This window comes from Roseibium aquae, assembly GCF_008711285.1.
GTDB classification, from domain to species: Bacteria; Pseudomonadota; Alphaproteobacteria; order Rhizobiales; family Stappiaceae; genus Roseibium; species Roseibium aquae.
In genome coordinates this window covers 22,318-40,220 of sequence record NZ_VXDC01000010.1, presented here as the reverse complement: position 1 = coordinate 40,220, position 17,903 = coordinate 22,318, and the positions used below count along the sequence as shown (strand labels likewise).

General features: G+C 60.5%; 18 protein-coding genes. 6 read left to right on the top strand and 12 right to left on the bottom strand.

Annotated elements, in window-relative coordinates; all coding sequences use genetic code 11:
• Nucleotides 1–10: 10 nt before the first annotated feature.
• The 7 genes from rnc to rpoZ all read right to left on the bottom strand — a co-directional run bounded on the left by rnc (nucleotide 11) and on the right by rpoZ (nucleotide 6,453).
• Entirely contained in the window at nucleotides 11–712 is a 702-nt protein-coding gene (gene rnc, locus F0184_RS15910) for a ribonuclease III (protein WP_150497198.1), read from the bottom strand.
• A 51-nt stretch (nucleotides 713–763) separates the two neighbouring features.
• Nucleotides 764–1,555 carry a signal peptidase I gene (lepB, locus tag F0184_RS15905; RefSeq protein ID WP_150497197.1) on the bottom strand — a complete coding sequence of 264 codons (792 nt, stop codon included), beginning with the start codon at nucleotides 1,553–1,555 and terminating at the stop codon, nucleotides 764–766.
• Between the two features lie 263 nt (nucleotides 1,556–1,818).
• A complete protein-coding gene (gene acpS, locus F0184_RS15900; protein WP_150497196.1) occupies nucleotides 1,819–2,286 on the bottom strand; it encodes a holo-ACP synthase in 468 nt (155 codons plus the stop codon).
• A 106-nt stretch (nucleotides 2,287–2,392) separates the two neighbouring features.
• Entirely contained in the window at nucleotides 2,393–2,881 is a 489-nt protein-coding gene (locus F0184_RS15895; protein WP_371871143.1) for a DUF2062 domain-containing protein, read from the bottom strand.
• A gap of 147 nt (nucleotides 2,882–3,028) precedes the next feature.
• Entirely contained in the window at nucleotides 3,029–3,610 is a 582-nt protein-coding gene (gene pyrE, locus F0184_RS15890; protein ID WP_150497194.1) for an orotate phosphoribosyltransferase, read from the bottom strand.
• 93 nt (nucleotides 3,611–3,703) lie between these two features.
• A complete protein-coding gene (locus tag F0184_RS15885) occupies nucleotides 3,704–5,947 on the bottom strand; it encodes a RelA/SpoT family protein (protein WP_150497193.1) in 2,244 nt (747 codons plus the stop codon).
• Between the two features lie 104 nt (nucleotides 5,948–6,051).
• Nucleotides 6,052–6,453: a DNA-directed RNA polymerase subunit omega gene (rpoZ, locus tag F0184_RS15880; RefSeq protein WP_150497192.1), complete on the bottom strand. Its 402-nt coding sequence runs from the start codon at nucleotides 6,451–6,453 to the stop codon at nucleotides 6,052–6,054.
• Between the two features lie 455 nt (nucleotides 6,454–6,908).
• On the opposite strand from rpoZ, the gene F0184_RS15875 reads away from it, so the two are divergent.
• Nucleotides 6,909–7,502: a LabA-like NYN domain-containing protein gene (locus tag F0184_RS15875; protein WP_150497191.1), complete on the top strand. Its 594-nt coding sequence runs from the start codon at nucleotides 6,909–6,911 to the stop codon at nucleotides 7,500–7,502.
• 21 nt (nucleotides 7,503–7,523) lie between these two features.
• The gene (locus F0184_RS15870; protein WP_150497190.1) at nucleotides 7,524–8,207 is read left to right on the top strand and encodes a uracil-DNA glycosylase; all 684 of its coding nucleotides are present in this window, start codon (nucleotides 7,524–7,526) and stop codon (nucleotides 8,205–8,207) included.
• A gap of 46 nt (nucleotides 8,208–8,253) precedes the next feature.
• On the opposite strand, the gene F0184_RS15865 is transcribed toward F0184_RS15870, so the two are convergent.
• The 5 genes from F0184_RS15865 to hemB form a co-directional block, all read right to left on the bottom strand.
• On the bottom strand, nucleotides 8,254–9,018 hold the full coding sequence (locus tag F0184_RS15865; RefSeq protein WP_150497189.1) for an arginyltransferase: 765 nt from the start codon (nucleotides 9,016–9,018) through the stop codon (nucleotides 8,254–8,256).
• A gap of 40 nt (nucleotides 9,019–9,058) precedes the next feature.
• A complete protein-coding gene (locus F0184_RS15860; RefSeq protein WP_150497188.1) occupies nucleotides 9,059–10,891 on the bottom strand; it encodes an SLC13 family permease in 1,833 nt (610 codons plus the stop codon).
• Between the two features lie 226 nt (nucleotides 10,892–11,117).
• Entirely contained in the window at nucleotides 11,118–11,606 is a 489-nt protein-coding gene (locus tag F0184_RS15855; RefSeq protein ID WP_150497187.1) for an RDD family protein, read from the bottom strand.
• Between the two features lie 69 nt (nucleotides 11,607–11,675).
• On the bottom strand, nucleotides 11,676–12,938 hold the full coding sequence (locus F0184_RS15850; protein ID WP_150497186.1) for a threonine ammonia-lyase: 1,263 nt from the start codon (nucleotides 12,936–12,938) through the stop codon (nucleotides 11,676–11,678).
• On the bottom strand, nucleotides 12,935–13,930 hold the full coding sequence (gene hemB / locus F0184_RS15845; protein WP_150497292.1) for a porphobilinogen synthase: 996 nt from the start codon (nucleotides 13,928–13,930) through the stop codon (nucleotides 12,935–12,937). The genes F0184_RS15850 and hemB overlap by 4 nt, the downstream gene beginning before the upstream one ends.
• Before the next feature lie 277 nt (nucleotides 13,931–14,207).
• Between hemB and F0184_RS15840 the strand changes: the two genes are divergently transcribed.
• The 4 genes from F0184_RS15840 (at nucleotide 14,208) to mmsB (ending at nucleotide 17,830) form a co-directional block, all read left to right on the top strand.
• The gene (locus F0184_RS15840) at nucleotides 14,208–15,347 is read left to right on the top strand and encodes an isobutyryl-CoA dehydrogenase (RefSeq protein WP_150497185.1); all 1,140 of its coding nucleotides are present in this window, start codon (nucleotides 14,208–14,210) and stop codon (nucleotides 15,345–15,347) included.
• A gap of 43 nt (nucleotides 15,348–15,390) precedes the next feature.
• Complete coding sequence (locus F0184_RS15835; RefSeq protein WP_150497184.1) at nucleotides 15,391–16,425, top strand: enoyl-CoA hydratase/isomerase family protein; 1,035 nt, start codon at nucleotides 15,391–15,393, stop codon at nucleotides 16,423–16,425.
• A 28-nt stretch (nucleotides 16,426–16,453) separates the two neighbouring features.
• Entirely contained in the window at nucleotides 16,454–16,870 is a 417-nt protein-coding gene (locus F0184_RS15830; protein WP_150497183.1) for a DUF6163 family protein, read from the top strand.
• A 66-nt stretch (nucleotides 16,871–16,936) separates the two neighbouring features.
• Nucleotides 16,937–17,830 (top strand): 3-hydroxyisobutyrate dehydrogenase, encoded by an 894-nt coding sequence (gene mmsB, locus F0184_RS15825; RefSeq protein ID WP_150497182.1) that lies wholly within the window; start codon nucleotides 16,937–16,939, stop codon nucleotides 17,828–17,830.
• Nucleotides 17,831–17,903: the final 73 nt, after the last annotated feature.

Below are 17,903 nucleotides of genomic sequence, written 5' to 3'. Positions count from 1 at the left end.
CGCAATCCGGTTATCCGTTCCATACGCCCTCGCGGCGCAGCACAGCCTCGGCTGCATTTTGTTCGGCGGTCCGCTTGGAGCCGCCCGATCCTTCGCCGCGCTCCAGACCCTTTACAAGGACTCCGACCAGAAAGCTGGGCGCATGGTCCGGGCCGTGGCGCGACAGAACCTCGTAGGCGGGTGTCGGAAGCCCCTTGGATTGGGCCCATTCCTGCAAAGTGGTTTTCGCGTCGCGGAGCGGGCCGCTCCAGGACACCATACGCTCATTCCAGATCCGTTGCACGAACGCTTCTGCAGCCGGGAAACCGCCATCGAGATAAATGGCGGCGATCACCGCTTCGCAGATATCGGCCAGCAGGGCGGTCTTTTTCCGGCCGCCGGTTTGGGCTTCGCTCTGGCCGATCCGCATGTGCCGGCCGATATCGAGTTCCTGGGCAATCTCGGCGCATGTTTCCCGCTTGACCATATGATTGAACCGGCGGGCGAGTTCACCTTCATCGGCATTCGGGAACCGATGATGCAGCATGGTCGCGACACACAGACCCAGCACGCGGTCGCCGAGAAATTCCAGCCTTTGATAACTGCTAACCGCGCCTTCTCCTGGCCCCAGGGCGCTGGCATGTGTGAGGGCCCGTGCCAGAAGACTGGGGTTTTGGAACGTGTACCCAAGGTTTAGGCACAAGTCCTTCAAGGCCGGTGTGTCAATCGTCATGGGGTCGGACTGCGGATTTGGGAGACAAAATGATGCGCAAGTCTACAATCATCACAGGGATTTGCCTATCCGGTCCCACCGGACAGTCCAGGGCCACTTCCAGATCTGCCAGGCGGGTTCGCCGTCCTCTATGGAGAAGAACAGGATTTCCGCACGGCCGATGAAGTTCTCAAGCGGGACCGGCCCCACCGCGGAGGATACGCGGCTGTCGACGGAATTGTCGCGATTGTCCCCTAACATGAAGTAATGCCCTTCGGGCACTTCGTAGACCCGGGTGTTGTCCCATTGACCATTCATGGTCAGATCCAGCGTGTCGTAGGTCACGCCGTTCGGCAAGGTTTCCCGGTAACGCGGCACGCGGCGCACATTCCCGAAAGCACCCTGTTCGATATAGTCATCGATCCGTTCGCGCTTGACCGGCGTGCCGTTGATGTGAACGATCCCATCGATCATCTGGATAGTGTCGCCGGGCAGACCGATCACCCGCTTGATGTAGTCGGTGGCATTGTCCCTGGGCAGCTTGAAAACCGCGACATCGCCGCGTTCCGGTTCGCTGGAGAAGATGCGCCCAGAGAATGGCAACAGACCGAAGGGCGCGGAATAGCGCGAATAGCCGTAGCTGTATTTCGAGACGAAAAGGTAGTCGCCGATCAGCAGGGTGTCCTTCATGGACCCGGACGGGATATTGAATGGCTGGAACAGCAGCGTCCGCACGACAAGCGCCAGCAGAAGCGCTTGCACGATGACCTTGATGGTCTCGTACAGACCGCCTTCCTTTTCCTTTTTCGTATCCGACACGCGTTTTGTCTTTCCCTGAAAAGAGCCTTGAAAATGGGTTGGCATTCCGTGCCATGGCTCCCGCGAACTCTTATCCGCTCCGGCTGCGGGTGGCAATGCGTTGGAGAACAGGTCGCAAGACAACGATCGCCGCACCCGATGACTTTTGTGTGTCCACACCGTTTTGGCACGAGGCACTGAGGCTTGACGGCGGACCGGCTTCTGTCTACCGGTGTTAACGCCGAACCGCTTGAACACCGTTGCTGGCCGCCTTTCCCGACCCGGGGTGTTTTTGCTGGCCGCGCTGCGCGGCAGCGCGGATTTCTACCCTATTCCGGACTGGTCCAGTTCGCGCTCACTGTCTCATCGCTCTCATCGGGCGAGACCGGTTCCGGCCAGTCCGCTGGCCAAGCGGAGATCACCACAAAGGCTTGGGCGAGCGGAAAGTCATCGGTAATCGTCAAATCGATCCTGGGCCGGAACCCGCCGGGCACCATGCTTTGCAGGCGTGCGGCGGCGCCGCCGGTCAAAGCCACAGTCGGCTGGCCACTCTTCAGGTTAACTACACCCATCTCGCGCCAGGCAATGCCCATGCGAAGGCCGGTGCCCAATGCCTTGGAGCAGGCTTCCTTGGCGGCAAACCGTTTTGCATAGGACGCTGCCCTCTCGGCCCGGCGGTCGGACCTGGTCCGCTCGATTTCTGTGAATACACGGTGAGTGAACCGCTCGCCGAAGCGCTCAAGCGTCTTCTCGATCCGTCGGATATCGATCAGGTCACTCCCAATCCCTAGAATCATGTTTGGTCCCGCCGCGTGCGTTCCTGGCCATCATTCTCCGGATTGAACCAGTGCCATTCGGCCTGGACCAGCGTTTTTGATGGCGCTTCCAAGTCTGCCATAGGATTTAGCGGGTTGGACTGTTCTGTGCGGGATCCTGCACATCTGTCAAATTCTGCGCCCGGCGCTGGTCGAGCTTGAGCTGGCGACGACGCTGATAGACTTCAACGCTTTTGTAAACGAGATAGTAGCAAACGATACCGGTGACTGTCCCCATTGGAATCGCTCCTATGAACATCGGCTTCAGAACCGGCCAAATGCTATCGAAGGAGCGGGAAAATAGTCCCGAATGAAGCTCCGCATGTGCGGCGCCGGGCACATCGGCATCCAGATTGAGGATCATGTGCCCCAGCTGGTAGGTGGATGCCCAGATCAGCGGAAAAGTCAGCGGATTGCCGACCGCTGTGCCGAAGGCGGCCGCGATCAGGTTTCCGCGCAGGACCCATGCCAGCGAAAAGGACAGCAAAAAATGAAATCCGATCAGGGGCGTGAAGCTTGCAAAGGCGCCAGCGGCAAAGCCGATCGCAATGGCATGGGGAGTAGCGGTCAACCGCATCACCCGTTTTCCGTAATAGCGCGTCGACCTGGACCAGCTATGGCGCGGCCAAACGGCAACGCGCAGCCGTTCAATGCGATTGGGACGTTTTCTGCGGCGGAAAAGCATCGTGCTATCGCCCTTCTGGCGGGACCTTGTCCATGTTTGTCAGGACAATCCGCGACTGCCTGGCTTTACCGCCGGCAAGCCGGCCAGTTCGGGTGGAAGGTCGTTCGGATCGTAAGTTGGCACCTTGTACTCGGCCAAGGCAATCATGGGAACCCCGGCATCAGCCGTCCCGCCTGATCTGTCGATCAGGCAAGCCAGCGCCCGGACGTCGGCTCCAAGGCTCTGCAGGGCGGTGACCGTCTCGCGGCCGGAAAGGCCGGTTGTCACGATATCCTCGACCACGAGGACCCGGGAGCCCGCCGGCAATTCGAAGCGCCGAAGCCGGAATTCGGCATTCTCGCGCTCGACCCACATGGCCGGAATTCCCAGATGGCGGGCCGTTTCGTATCCGGGGATGAGACCGCCGAGCGCGGGCGAAACGATGAAGTCGAACGGGCCAAGGCCCGAGGCTTCGATCTTGGCCGCCAATGCCTTGCACAGGCGCTCGGTCTTGTCCGGATACATGAACACCCGAGCTTTCTGCAGAAACACGGAGCTGCGCAAACCCGAGGTCAGGATAAAGTGGCCTTCGAGAATAGCGCCGGCATCCCTAAACTCCTGAAGCACTTCGTCGCGGGTCATTGGATCGCTTCCTGTCCTACTTCTTGTGGTTGGATCAGCCGCCGGTAGGCGGGAGCCGGCGCTTGCCTGGCAACTGATCCATTGTTCGATGCCTCAGCCATTGACGCGGGTCACGGTCGATACGTTCGGTTTTGAGCGCAAAAGGTTTATGATCCGGTTGAGATGTTTCAGATCCCATACCTCAAGATCGATGACCATCTCATGGAAGTCGATCGCTTTTCTCAGCATTTTTACGTTATCGATATTGCCGCCGTTTTCGCCGATGACCTGGGCGATGATGGCCAGTGATCCGGGTTCGTTGGCGGCGGTGACCGAGATCCGCGCGGGAAAGCGCTCCGGATTGTCAATGTCGATGTCCCAGCGGACATCGATCCAACGTTCGGTCTGCTCGTCGAATTCCTTGAGGGCGGGTGATTGTATCGGGTAGATCGTCAACCCGCCGTCGGGCGCCAGAATGCCCACGATGCGGTCGCCGGGCACTGCGCCGCCCTCGGGTGCGAATCGGACAACGATATCGCCGGACAATCCGCGGATGGGGAGGGACGGACCCTGTCGCGCATCCCCGGGATCTGCCTCGAAAGCGGCATTTTGAATGTCTAGGGCAGGGATCCGGAACTTGAGGCCGATGCCCTTTTTCAGCTCGAACCAGCCTTCTTCCGTCACCGGTGTGGAATGCACGACCCGATCGTCCTTGTAGTCGGGATGGGATGACTTCAAGACCGCCTGGGCACTGATATCTCCGCGACCGACCGCGGCCATGAGTTCGGCGACGTTGGGCTGATTGTGGTCGTTGAGTGCGGCCTCCAGCAAGCCTTCCGAGAACGGTTTCGACGCGCGTTCAAATGTGCGCTTGAGGATGTGCTCGCCAAGGGCGCCGTACTGCTTGCGGATCGAATCCCGTGTCGCGCGCCGGATGGCCGCGCGCGCCTTGCCGGTGATTGCGATCGTCTCCCAGGCGGGAGGCGGCGTCTGCGCGGCCGATCTGATGATCTCGACCTCGTCCCCATTCCGGAGTTCCGTCACAAGGGGCATGATCTGGCCGTTGATCTTGCAGCCCACACAAGTGTTGCCGATGCCGGTGTGAACCGCGTAGGCGAAATCGATGGGCGTTGCGCCGCGCGGGAGGGCGATCAGCCGGCCTTTAGGCGTGAAACAGAACACCTGATCGTGAAACAGCTCGAGTTTGGTGTTTTCGAGGAATTCTTCCGGCGTGTCTCCCTCGGACAACAGATCGATGGTACGGCGCAGCCACTCATAGGCGCGGCTTTCCTCCGTCAGACCGGCGATGTTGCGGCCGCCGAACTGGCCGTCCTTGTAGAGCGCATGCGCGGCGATGCCGAATTCGGCCACGCGGTCCATGGTGGTGGTGCGGATCTGCAATTCGACCCGCTGGCGGGAAGGGCCGACAATGGTGGTGTGGATCGAGCGGTAGTCGTTCTGCTTGGGTGTCGAAATGTAGTCCTTGAAGCGACCGGGAACCGTCGGCCAGGTGGTGTGGATCACGCCCAGGACCCGGTAACAGGCTTCGACGGTGCCGACGATGACGCGGAAACCGTAGATGTCGGACAGTTGCTCGAAGCCGAGCGACTTTTGCTGCATCTTGCGGAAGATCGAATAGGGCCGCTTCTGCCGTCCGCGGACTTCCGCCGCCATTCCGCGTTCGGCCAGCCGTTCGGTCAGCGTTTTCTCGATATCCCGCGTCAGATCCGCGTTCTTCTCGTGCAGGCCGTTCAGCCGCTCGAAAATGGTATCATAGGCCTCGGGATTCAGCGTGCGGAATGCCAGGTCTTCCAGTTCCTCACGCATATCCTGCATGCCCATCCGGCCTGCCAGCGGCGCATAGATCTCCATCGTTTCTTCGGCAATGCGCCCGCGCTTGTGTTCCGGCACATGATGGAGTGTGCGCATGTTGTGCAGACGGTCTGCCAGCTTCACAAGGAGAACCCGCACGTCGTCGGCGATGGCGAGCAGCAGCTTGCGGAAGTTTTCGGCCTGCTTGGCCCGCCGGGAGGCCAGGTCCAGGCGCTTGATCTTGGTCAGACCTTCGACGAGCTTGCCGATTTCGGGGCCGAACAAGTCATCGATCTCGGACCGGGTCGCATCGGTGTCCTCGATGGTGTCGTGAAGCAGGGCGACAGCGATGGTGGCGTCATCAAGCCGCAAATTCGTCAGGATCGCGGCGACTTCGAGCGGGTGGGAGAAGTACGGATCGCCCGAGGCCCGAGTCTGTGTCCCATGTTTTTGCATGGCGTAGACATAGGCCTTGTTGAGCAGGGGCTCGTCGGCGTCCGGATTGTATCGGGTGACCCGTTCAACGAGTTCGTATTGGCGCATCATGGCCGGTACCACCAACCGCGGAGGCGGTTTCACTCATGTCCCAAGGACGAACAAGAAGCCCGGCGCTCGCGAACGCCGGGCCGAGCCAAAACCAACGCTGGCTGTCAGTAATCGTCGCTGCGCTCCGGCGGGACCAAACCCTCCAGTCCGCGAAGCAGATCTTCCTCGGACATGCGGTCGAACTCGACCGCGCCGTCGTCCACGGCATTGACCTGTGTGGCCTGCTGTTGTGCGCCGACCGGCACGAGGGGCACGGCTTCGCTCTCCGGCTCATCCACCTCCACATATTTTTGCAAGGAGTGGATCAGATCTTCTTTCATATCTTCCGGGCTAACGGTTTGCTCGGCAATTTCTCGAAGCGCGACAACCGGGTTCTTGTCATTGTCGCGGTCAATCGTCAGCGGCGATCCGCTCGAGATCATGCGAGCGCGATGTGCGGCCAACAATACCAGTTCGAACCGGTTTTCGACCTTGTCGATGCAATCCTCGACGGTCACGCGCGCCATTCGACGTCTCCATGTATATTTGAAGTGGGGATTCCGAAATTTCAGGGTATACTGCCGTGCGGCTGGTTGCGCAACCCCTTGTCCACCCGACCGGGCCGCGGCGCGATGGAACGCGTCACAGCAGTCCGTTGAGGAACCGGGTTATCCTGGAACAGCGGATTACCCTCGAACACCGGATTATCCTGGAACAAAGCGCTAATCACTGAATAAAACGGTAGATCCCCCACTCATGATGGGTTTTTGCATTGCGAATACCCTTGTCAATGGTGTAGCGGATCACAAGATACATTGTCGACCTTGGTTTACTATTTCCGTTTTGCACCGTTGAATCAAAGGTCGTTTTTGTCGATTCGTGTTCTATATCTCTTCCTACGTCGTTTGATGACGCAAAACTGGAAATTCATCCGACGTATCAAAAGGAGAGTTTGTGTAGGACTGGAAAGGTCTCACTAGGAATGTTTGATGCACGCGAAAAGGTTGCTTTGTTCATTGATGGGGCAAACCTTTATTCCACGGCAAAAGCCATCGGTTTCGATATCGACTACAAGAGGCTTCTTCGGGAGTTTCAGGGCAAGGCTTATCTGCTCAGGGCCTATTATTACACGGCTCTGATCGAGGACCAGGAATACTCATCCATAAGGCCCTTGATCGACTGGCTGGACTATAACGGTTACAAGGTCATCACAAAGCCGGTTAAGGAATTCGTCGACAGCACCGGGCGCAGAAAAGTCAAAGGCAACATGGACATCGAACTTGCCGTCGATGCCATGCAAATCGTCGAGCATGTCGATCACGTCGTTTTGTTCTCCGGTGATGGAGACTTCCGCGTGCTGGTCGAGGCGTTGCAACGCAGGGGGAGAAAGGTCAGCGTGGTGTCGACGCTGAAGACCCAGCCTCCGATGATTGCCGACGACCTGCGCCGTCAAGCCGATCATTTCATCGATCTGGCCACCCTGGCGTCGAAGATCGGCCGTGATCCGGCCGAACGTCCCGCTCGTCCCGCGCCTGTGCAGGACGACGACTATGATGATGAAGACGACGATTACTGATTTCGTGATGTTTTTTGAGCCATGAGCCCGATCGCGAGGACGAATGACGCCGCCCCACAGGGTCCGGCCGATCCTCCTTTGGACTGTCCGCTTTGTCCGCGACTGGTCGATCTTCGCCGCACACTGAGCACGGCGCATCCCGATTGGCACAACGCGCCGGTCGCCTCATTCGGAGACCCGGCGCCGAAGCTTCTTGTGGTCGGCCTGGCGCCGGGCATGAAGGGGGCAAACCGGACGGGCCGCCCGTTCACCGGCGACTATGCCGGCGATCTTCTGTTCGAAACCATGATCGAGTACGGCTTCGCAACGGGGCGCTATCTGGCGCGTCCTGATGACGGCCTTGTGCTCTCGGCCGCGCTCATCACAAATGCCGTGCGCTGCCTGCCGCCGGAAAACAAACCAATCGGCTCCGAGATCAAGGCGTGCCGGCCGTTTCTTCTTGCAACACTCGATGCCCATCCCACGCTGCGGGCGGTTCTGCTGCTCGGCCGGATCGCCCATGAAACCTTTTTGAGCGCGATCGGTGAACGCCGCGCGGCTCATCCGTTCTCGCACGGCGCCCGCCACGAGATCCCGGGCACTGGGCTAGTCCTGTTCGATAGCTACCATTGCTCGCGCTACAACACGAACACCGGACGATTGACCCCGCGGATGTTCAAAGCGGTTTTTGCCGATATCCGAGACTATCTTTCAACCGTGAACTGACGGCCAGCAGACCGCTGACTGCCCGGTTTTGAGGACAGGCGCGCGGCTACATTGCGCTGGTCCGGGCATCGATCTCGGACCATCCATCCGGACCCAGATGCTCCTGCGGACGGAAGCGGGCCTTGTAGGCCATCTTGGGAGACCCATCGACCCAATACCCGAGGTAGACATAGGGCAGGTTCATGCGCCGTGCCCGCTCGATGTGGTCGAGAATCATGTAGGTGCCCAAACCCGCTCCCGCGCTGTCCGGCGTGTAGTAGGAGTAGACCATGGACAGACCGTCCGCCAGCTGGTCGGTCAGGGCGACACCCAACAGGGGACCTTCTCCCGCGCCGGTCAAAAACGTATCCGGTCCGCGGCGGCGGTATTCGATGACCATTGTTTCGACGTGGGTGTCCTCCACCATCATCGCATAGTCCAGGATACTCATCTCCGTCATGCCGCCATTTTCGTGGCGCGAATAGAGATAGTCCTTGAACAGGTCGTATTGCTCTGCGGAAGGGCTTGGCGGCAGGCGTGCACCGACAATGTCTTCGCACCGCTTCCATTGCCTCTTGAACGACTTGGTCCATTCGAAATCGGCAACGCGGACCCGGACCGAAACGCAGGCCCGGCAGTTTTCGCAGGCGGGCCGGTAGGCGATGTTCTGGCTGCGGCGGAAGCCCCCCTGGGTCAGAACATCATTGAGCGCCGGCGCATGATGCCCGATCAAGTGGGTGAACACTTTGCGTTCCTGCCGGCCGTCCAGATAGGGGCAGGGTGCGGGGGCCGTCAGATAAAACTGCGGATGATCAGTCGGATGGCGCGTCAATGCCGGGTCCCGTTTTCCTCATCGTTCGAAAGCGACTGTCTTACAAGCCATAATACCATGGCGCGACAAGGGTGAACGTCAACCACAAAATCAGCGCAAGTGGGACACCAGCTTTCACGAAATCGCCGAACCTGTAGTGACCCGGACCCATGACGATGAGGTTTGTCTGATAGCCGATGGGGGTCGCGAAGGAACTGTTCGCCGCGAAGATCAAACAGACGATGAACGCCTCCGGTGGCTGGCCGACCTGGGCAGCCAGATTGAGGGCGACCGGGGTGAACAACACGGCCGCCGCATTGTTGGACAGCACATTCGTCAACACCATGACGACGAAGTAAAGGGCGGACAGGATCACGACAGGCGGCTGACCCTGAAGCGCGGAGGCAAGCGCGGATGCGACGGCGGATGCCCCGCCGGTCGCTTCGAGGGCCACGGCCCCCGCCAGAGACGCGCCCACAAGCATGAAGATCCGGCTGTCAATCGCCCGCATGGCCTGGCGGACATTCAAGCATCCGAACAGGATCATGGCGAATGTTCCGGCGATGGCCGCGGTGACGATCGGCACCATTCCGGTGGCGGAAACCGCAACGACCGCGCCGAAAATGGTCAAGGCCCGCGGCGCGTACCGGCGGCGGGGCACCTCGGCGGTCGACCAGTCCAGAAGCAGAACATCCCGGCTGCCGCGCAGCCGGGAAATCGTTTCTTCGGAGCCGGCCACCAGAAGAACGTCGCCCGCTTCAAGCCTGATGTCGTTCATCGCCATGCGCGGCATGCGGCTTCGGCGCTGGATGCCCATCACCACACAGCCGGTCTCGGCATAAAATCCCGATTGCGGCAACGTGCGTCCCAACAGGCGGGAGGCGGGCGCGACCACGACCTCCGACAGGGTCATTGAACCGGGCGTTGGAACGGTGGTGTCGTTCGGCGAAGTTTCGCCGGCCGCATCGGCTTCCAGAAGGGGCTGCCTGCGGCTCAGCGCATTGGCCAGCGCTGTCCGCGTCGCGGCGACAATGATCGTGTCGCCGGGCTGGAGCACCACATTTTCGAAGGGGGGCAGGAGCGGTTTTTCGCCCCGCTGGACCAGGCGCACCGTCATGTCCTTGAGCGCCGGAAACATGCCCGACACCGATTCCATTCCAACCAGGGGATGATCGTAGCCGACCGAGATCTGGGCGATGAACTGTTTTCCTGAGGAGCCTTGGATTTCATCGGCCATCGTTTTGCGCGGCTGCAGCAATCGCGGCATGATGAAAAGAACATAGAGGCTCCCCACCGAAGCCATGATCAAACCGATTGGCGTGAAGCTGAAAAACGTGAAATTCAGGTCGCTGGACTGGGAGGCGAAGCTGGCCACCAGCAGGTTCGTCGAAGACCCGATCAAGGTGGTCATGCCGCCCAGGATCGCGATGAAGGAGAGCGGCATCAAAAGCCGTGAGGGCGACCGTCCCAAGGTCGCGGCAACCGCGGTCAGGATCGGCAGAAACATGACAACGACCGGGGTGTTGTTCAAAAAGGCACTGAGCACAGCCACGGTCAGAAGAATCGGCACAGTGGCCACGTGCGACCGTCCGCGGGTCCAGCGCACGATGGCCTTGGCTGGAGCCTCCAGGGCATCGGTTTGGAAAAGTCCCTGGCCGATGATCAGAAGGCAGATGACCGTGATCAATGCCGGGTTCGCGAAACCAACGAGAAAATCGCCCGTGGTCACGAAACCCTCGGCCGCCGGCACCGGAAAAACGCTGAACACCAGGATCAAGCCGACGACCGACCCGAGCGCGACGGCCTCGATTTCAAATTTCTCAATGGCGTAGAGAAATACCGTTGACGCGATCACCAGAAAGGTAAGCGCCATGGCTATGTCGATGGATGTCATGCACCTGCCCGTAGCATTCCGCAGCCGAACACCCGCCAAATCGCCTCGTCTGCTCCTGCGGGCACCATAGATCAGCGTCGCTGGAAAGAAAAAGGCAGAATCTTCCTATCCGCTTCGGACCTTTGGAAACAGCTTCCCCGAAAGCGGCTCCGACCGGCTGCCACGCCGGTCTGGCGCGGGCTAACCGGCTGGTGCCGTCCGATGGAATGCCCGACCTTTGGTCCGATCAAGGCCGGTTCGGTTCGGTATTCACGACCACGGTGCCCAGAACGATGTCATGGAGCAGGCGCTTGCGATCCGAAACCAGCGACACCAGCAGCACGAACGGGGTGAGCAGGGCCACCGAGAACCAGAACAAGAGTGCGTGCATGGCTGCCAGCAGGGGATACGGCTTTGCCCCGTACCAGAGCCGCATCTCCAGACCCATGGCGGCCATGCCGGGTGTTGCGGCCTTCGACCCTCCGAGGGTGATGGCAACATAGACCAGTGCGACCGTCTGCCAGAGCACGAAATAGATCATCCAGGCTAGGCCAAGCGTGAAGATCCCAAGAAAGAACACCAGAACCGCGGCTAGAGTGAACAGGACGGCAATCGCGATGACGTCGATGAAAAAGGCGAAAACTCTCCGCGACCGGATGCCGGAAAATAGCTCCGGCCGGGTTTGAGGATCGAATTGATCCTGACGTGTCTCGGTGGTTGCGACATCCAGGGGCATGGTGCGATCTCCTTTCGTTTGGCTGATGTGGGGATCGGGCAGCGGATTCGCAAACGGGTCGGCGCAAATCTATCTTGGGGTGCGGTGCGGATCTTCGACTGTCTCTGCCCGGTCGATGTAGCGCACGGTATAGCCTCCGGCGCGCAGAGCGGTGACGATCTCCCGTCCGTGATCGGCATCGAAGGCCTCGAAGGTCACATCCAGGGTGGCGCCCTTCGCGGGCACATCCAGAAACAGCCGGTGATGGGCGACCTCGACCACGTTGCCCTTGGCCCGCCCGATGATCGTCGAGATTTCACCGAGCACGCCGGGTCTGTCCGGCGTGTCGATACGGATCGAGACCAACCGTCCGTCCCGGGCCAATTCGCGCACGACGATCGATGAAATCAGGCGCGGATCGATATTGCCGCCGCACAGCACGAGGCCGACCTTGCGGCCCCGGAAAGCTTCCGGCTCCGTGAGCAACGCGGCCAATCCGGCCGCGCCGGCGCCTTCGGCGATCGTGTGCTGAAACGTGAGATAGACGTTGATGGCGCGCTCGATCGTGCTCTCGCGGGCCAGAACAATCCGTTTCACCGTGTCCTTGACAATCTGCCGGTTCAAGGTTCCCACTTCCTTGACCGCGATGCCCTCGGCGATCGTGGGACCTTCGCATATGACGGGTTTTCCGGTCACAGCGCCCCACATGGCCGGATAAAGGTCGGTCTCCACGCCGATGATTTCGATTTCGGGCCGCACGGCCTTGGCCGCGGTGGCGATCCCGGAAATCAGGCCGCCGCCGCCCACCGGGACGATGATGGTGTCAAGCTCGGGCACCGCGGCCAACATCTCCAGCCCGATGGTTCCCTGGCCAGCGATCACCTTCGGATCGTCGAACGGGTGAACCCACACCAGATCCTTCTCCTCCGCCAACCGGCTGGCCTCGGCCTTGGCCGCGTCGACCGTATCGCCGGCCAGCACGACCGTGGCGCCGAACTCGCGGGTCGCGGAAATCTTCACGAAAGGTGTCGTCTCCGGCATGACAATGGTTGCCGGGATGCCGAGGCGTGTGGCGTGGAAAGCCACGCCTTGGGCGTGGTTGCCGGCGGACATGGCGATCACGCCGCGCTTGCGTTCGGCCTCGGTGAGGCTCGAGAGCTTGACCAGCGCGCCGCGTTCCTTGAACGAGCCGGTCACCTGCATGTTCTCGTATTTGACGTAGACTTCAGCTCCGGTGAGCCGGGACAGGCGCGGTGCGGCCAGGCATGGGGTCTTGAGAACAGCACCCTCAAGCAGGTCGGCTGCCGCGCGAATATCCGCCAGCGTCACGACCGGTCCGGAGGGATCGCTCATCTGCCGCGCGCCAGCACTTCGGCAACGCGTGGCGCGTAGTAGGTGAGGATGCCATCGGCGCCGGCCCGCTTGAAGGCCATCAGGCTCTCCATCATCACCCGTTCCCCATCGATCCAGCCATTCGCGGCAGCTGCCTCGACCATCGCGTATTCGCCCGACACCTGGTAGGCGAAGGTGGGCACCTGGAACGTGTCTTTCAGCCGCCGGATGATGTCGAGATAGGGCAGGCCCGGCTTGACCATGATCATGTCGGCGCCTTCGGCGATGTCCATTTCTGCTTCCCGGATCGCTTCGTCCGTGTTGGCGGGATCCATCTGGTAGGTCCGCTTGTCTCCGATCAAGGTCGCGTTTGTCCCGACCGCGTCTCGGAACGGCCCGTAGAAGCCGGACGCGTATTTGGCGGAATAGGCCAGGATCTGGGTGTCGCGGAAGCCGTTTTGGTCGAGCGCTTGGCGCAGCGCACCGACGCGGCCATCCATCATGTCGGACGGGCCGATCACATCGGATCCGGCACCCGCCTGAATCAGCGCCTGACGGCACAACTGCTCGACCGTTTCGTCGTTCAAAATGCTTTCGCCGGACATGATTCCGTCATGGCCATGACTGGTATAGGGATCGAGCGCGACATCCGTCATGAGCCCGATGTTCAATCCTTCCGCCCGGATCGCCCGGCAGGCCCGGCACACAAGGTTCTGATCATTGAGTGCTTCGGTGCCCGTGGCATCCCGAAGTTCGGGATCGGTGTTCGGGAAGATGGCAAGCATCGGAATGGCCAAACGCATGGCGCGTTCGGCTTCGCGGACAACGAGATCCACCGACAGGCGTTCGACACCGGGCATGGAGGGAACCGGCTCCCGGACATTGGTGCCTTCCATGACGAAGACCGGCCAGATGAGGTCGTCGACCGTCAGGGTGTTTTCCCGGACAAGGCGGCGCGACCAGTCCGTTCTCCGGTTGCGTCTGAGCCGCCGGCCGCCGAGGATCTCGTCCATGTGGTCGCCGGTGATGGAGGGGCTGCGAAAGGAGGTGGTCATGGCGCGTGTCTTTCCGGGTGTTTCGTCCTGGCTTGCGAGGCTGATGCGTTGTCTTGCTTCGCTTTTGTCCAAACCTAGCACGGGAGGAAAAGCCGTCCAACTCTTGTCAATGTAACCAAAATTACTCAATAAAACGGGATAGATTGACGTAAACGTCAAAAAAAGATAAGCAAAACAGGAAAACACTGACAAGCGGCGGATGCCTGCGCCGCAGGCCGATTGGGAGGTCCGACCCGTGGATTTTGCGTTCAACGAAGATCAGCGCGCTTTTCGGGACATGGCTGCCGCCTTTGCCCGCGATGAAATGGAACCCCATGCCAAGGGATGGGACGAGGACTCTGTTTTTCCGGTCGACACGCTGCGCAAGGCGGCCGGTCTGGGATTCGGCGGAATTTATGTGCGCGACGACGTCGGTGGATCGGCCCTGACCCGCACCGATGCCGCGATCATCTTCGAGGAACTGTCCAAGGGCTGTACCTCGACGGCCGCCTACATCTCCATCCACAACATGGCGGCGTGGATGATCGACACGTTCGCGGGCGACGATCTTCGCCAGAAATACCTTCCGGCTCTTTGCAGCATGGACGCGTTTGCAAGCTATTGCCTAACGGAGCCGGGATCGGGATCGGATGCCGCAAGTCTGCGGACAAAAGCCGTCCTCGACGGTGACCATTATGTTCTGAACGGCTCTAAAGCCTTCATTTCGGGCGGCGGTACGTCGGATGTCTATGTGACGATGGTGCGCACGGGCGGGGACGGGCCGTCCGGGATTTCCTGCATGGTTGTGGACAAAGGCACGCCGGGTCTCAGCTTCGGCGCCCAGGAGCAGAAGCTGGGCTGGAAAAGCCAGCCGACCGCCCAGGTGAATTTCGAGGATTGCCGGGTGCCGAGGTCCAATCTGATCGGACAGGAGGGGGACGGTTTCAAGATCGCCATGGCCGGGCTTGATGGCGGGCGTCTCAATATTGGCGCTTGCTCGCTCGGAGCGGCGCAGACCTGTCTCGACAGATCAATCGTTTATCTCAAGGAACGCAAGCAGTTTGGCAAGGCGCTCGCGGAATTTCAGGCGCTCCAGTTCCGGTTGGCGGATATGGCGACAGAGCTGGAGGCCGCGCGGCTGTTGCTGCACAAGGCTGCGGGGGCGGTGGACGCAAAGACCCATGAGGCGACACAACTTGCGGCGATGGCAAAGCGGTTGGCCACCGACACAGGGTTCAAGGTCGTCAACGAAGCGCTGCAACTGCACGGCGGGTATGGCTATCTGCGGGATTATCCGGTGGAGCGTTTTCTGCGCGATGTGCGCGTGCACCAGATTCTCGAAGGAACCAATGAGATCATGCGATTGATCATCGCGCGCAGCCTGTTGAAAGACTGAGTCCGGATACGCCCTTAACGTCCTGTGTTTGCTGGAGAAGAAAGTGACAGACGAAATCCTGTTCGAAAAGCGCGGTCATGCCGGGTTCATCTTGCTGAACCGTCCCAAGGCGTTGAACGCGTTGAGCCATGGGATGGTGAAGGCGATGGCCGCCCAGCTTTCGCTCTGGGCATCAGATGACTCGATCCGGCATGTTGTGGTTTCCGGGGCTGGAGAAAAGGCGTTTTGCGCCGGGGGCGATATCAGGGCCATCTATGAGGCCCGGCGGGCCGGACAGACGGAAGGGCTTTCGGACTTTTTTCGCGACGAGTACCGGCTGAACGCCCAGATCAAGGCTTTTCCAAAGCCGTATATCGCGGTGATCGACGGCATCGTCATGGGCGGCGGCGTCGGGGTGTCCGTTCATGGCTCGCACCGGATAGGCACCGAACACATGCTGTTTTCCATGCCCGAGACGGGCATCGGCTTTTTCCCGGATGTGGGGGGAACCTACTTTTTGCCGCGGTTGCCGAACGCCGTCGGGACCTACCTGGCGATGAGCGCCGGCCGTATGGGGCAGGCGGATGCCTATGAGGCGGGCATCCTGACCCACGCAACCGCCCGGGACCGTATCGGCGATCTGATGGTTTCGCTCGAACGGGCCGAAGACGTGGATGCATTGCTCGCCAGTGTGTCCATGGTGCCGGAACGCGGAGCGGTCATGGCGCAAGCGGATTTGATCGATCGGGTCTTTTCCAAGGAAACGGTTTCCGGGATCATGGCGGCGCTCGACGCGCAAGACGATGCTTTCGCGGCCGAGACGGCGAAGACCATCCGCGGAAAATCACCAACGAGCGTCCATATCGCCCTTGAGCAGATGCGCCGTGGCCGCACGCTGGATTTCAATGGCTGCATGCGGCTGGAATTCCGGATCGTGAGCGAGATCCTGAAAGGGCATGACTTTTTTGAGGGCGTGCGTGCCGTGCTGATCGACAAGGATCATAGCCCCAAATGGCGGCCGGACCATCTGGATCAGGTGGACAGCCTTGCGCTACAAGCGTATTTCGGAATGCCGAACGGGGGCGATCTGACCCTGTGAACGAGGTTCAACAGGCACCGGAGTCCACATGATCACCAGTTTTCAGGATCTTCTCAGTGCCCGTCCGCCCTGGAGCACCGTGCTGGTCTGGTACTTGCGCCTCATGGCGCTGCTGTTGCTGGGGGCGGGTGTCATCCACTGGGCCCGCATTGTCGGCGTGGTCCCATGGCGGGACGTGTGGTTCTGGGACATGCCCTTGTCCTGGCAAACCGCCACGGTGTTTTTCGGTGTGCTGGATCTCGTGGCGGCCATTGGTCTCTGGCTGACCGTGTCCTGGGGCACTGTGATGTGGCTGGTGCGCGCCTTCAGTCAGATCCTGATGCATACCCTGTTTTGGGAAACCTTTGGCCAGCGTCCCTATGAAATCGCATTCTATCTCATCACCATCGCGATCTTTCTTCTCCTTTTGTACCTGATGGAGCGGGAGAACCGCGCCATCAGGTGACGAATTTCCACTCATGGACCTTGCTGTCCACTTCAAAATAACACCATTGCCGGGGAGGTTTTTGGCATGAGCGCTCGGATCGGATTTATCGGGCTTGGGAACATGGGCGGTCCGATGGCCGCCAATCTGGTGAAGGCGGGTCATTCCGTGGCCGGTTTTGATTTGTCGGAAGAAGCGCTCGGCGCCCTGGAAGCAGCCGGTGGAACCCGCGCGGCGTCGGTGGCCGATCTGGCGGCGTCCGCCGAGGTGATCGTGACGATGCTGCCGGCCGGCGCCCATGTCCGCAAGATCTACCTCGAGGACGGTGGGATCCTCGACCACGCCAAACCCGGAACGATCCTGATCGATTCCTCGACCATCGACGTGGACAGCGCCCGGGTGGTGGCGGCGGTCGCGAATGAAAAAGGCCTGTTGATGGTCGACGCGCCGGTGAGCGGCGGCGTCGGCGGCGCGGCGGCCGGAACGCTGACCTTCATGGTGGGCGGAGCCGATCAGGCGTTCGAAGGCGCGCGTCCGTACCTTGAAGTGATGGGCAAGACCATCGTGCATGCCGGCGGATCGGGGACTGGTCAGGCGGCCAAGATCTGCAACAACATGATCCTCGGCATTTCCATGATCGGCGTTTCGGAAGCATTCGTGCTGGCCGAGCGCCTCGGGCTGGATGCCCAGAAGCTTTTCGACATTTCGTCCACGGCCTCGGGGCAATGCTGGTCGCTGACCAGCTACTGTCCCGTTCCGGGGCCTGTGCCCACGTCGCCAGCCAACAGGGACTACCAGCCCGGGTTTGCCGCGGAGATGATGCTGAAGGATCTGAAACTTGCGCAGGAGGCGGCAAGTTCGAGCGGGGCCTCCACTCCGCTGGGCGCTGAGGCGGCCGCGCTTTACAACCTGTTTTGCAACAGTGGCGGACAGGGGCGGGACTTTTCCGCCATCGTGAAATTCCTGCGCGGAACAGAGTAAACGAAGTATTTTCGGTTTCAGGAAAAGGCGGCCGTGGAAATTAACCGCTAATTTAGCGTGTCTCTTAAGCGGA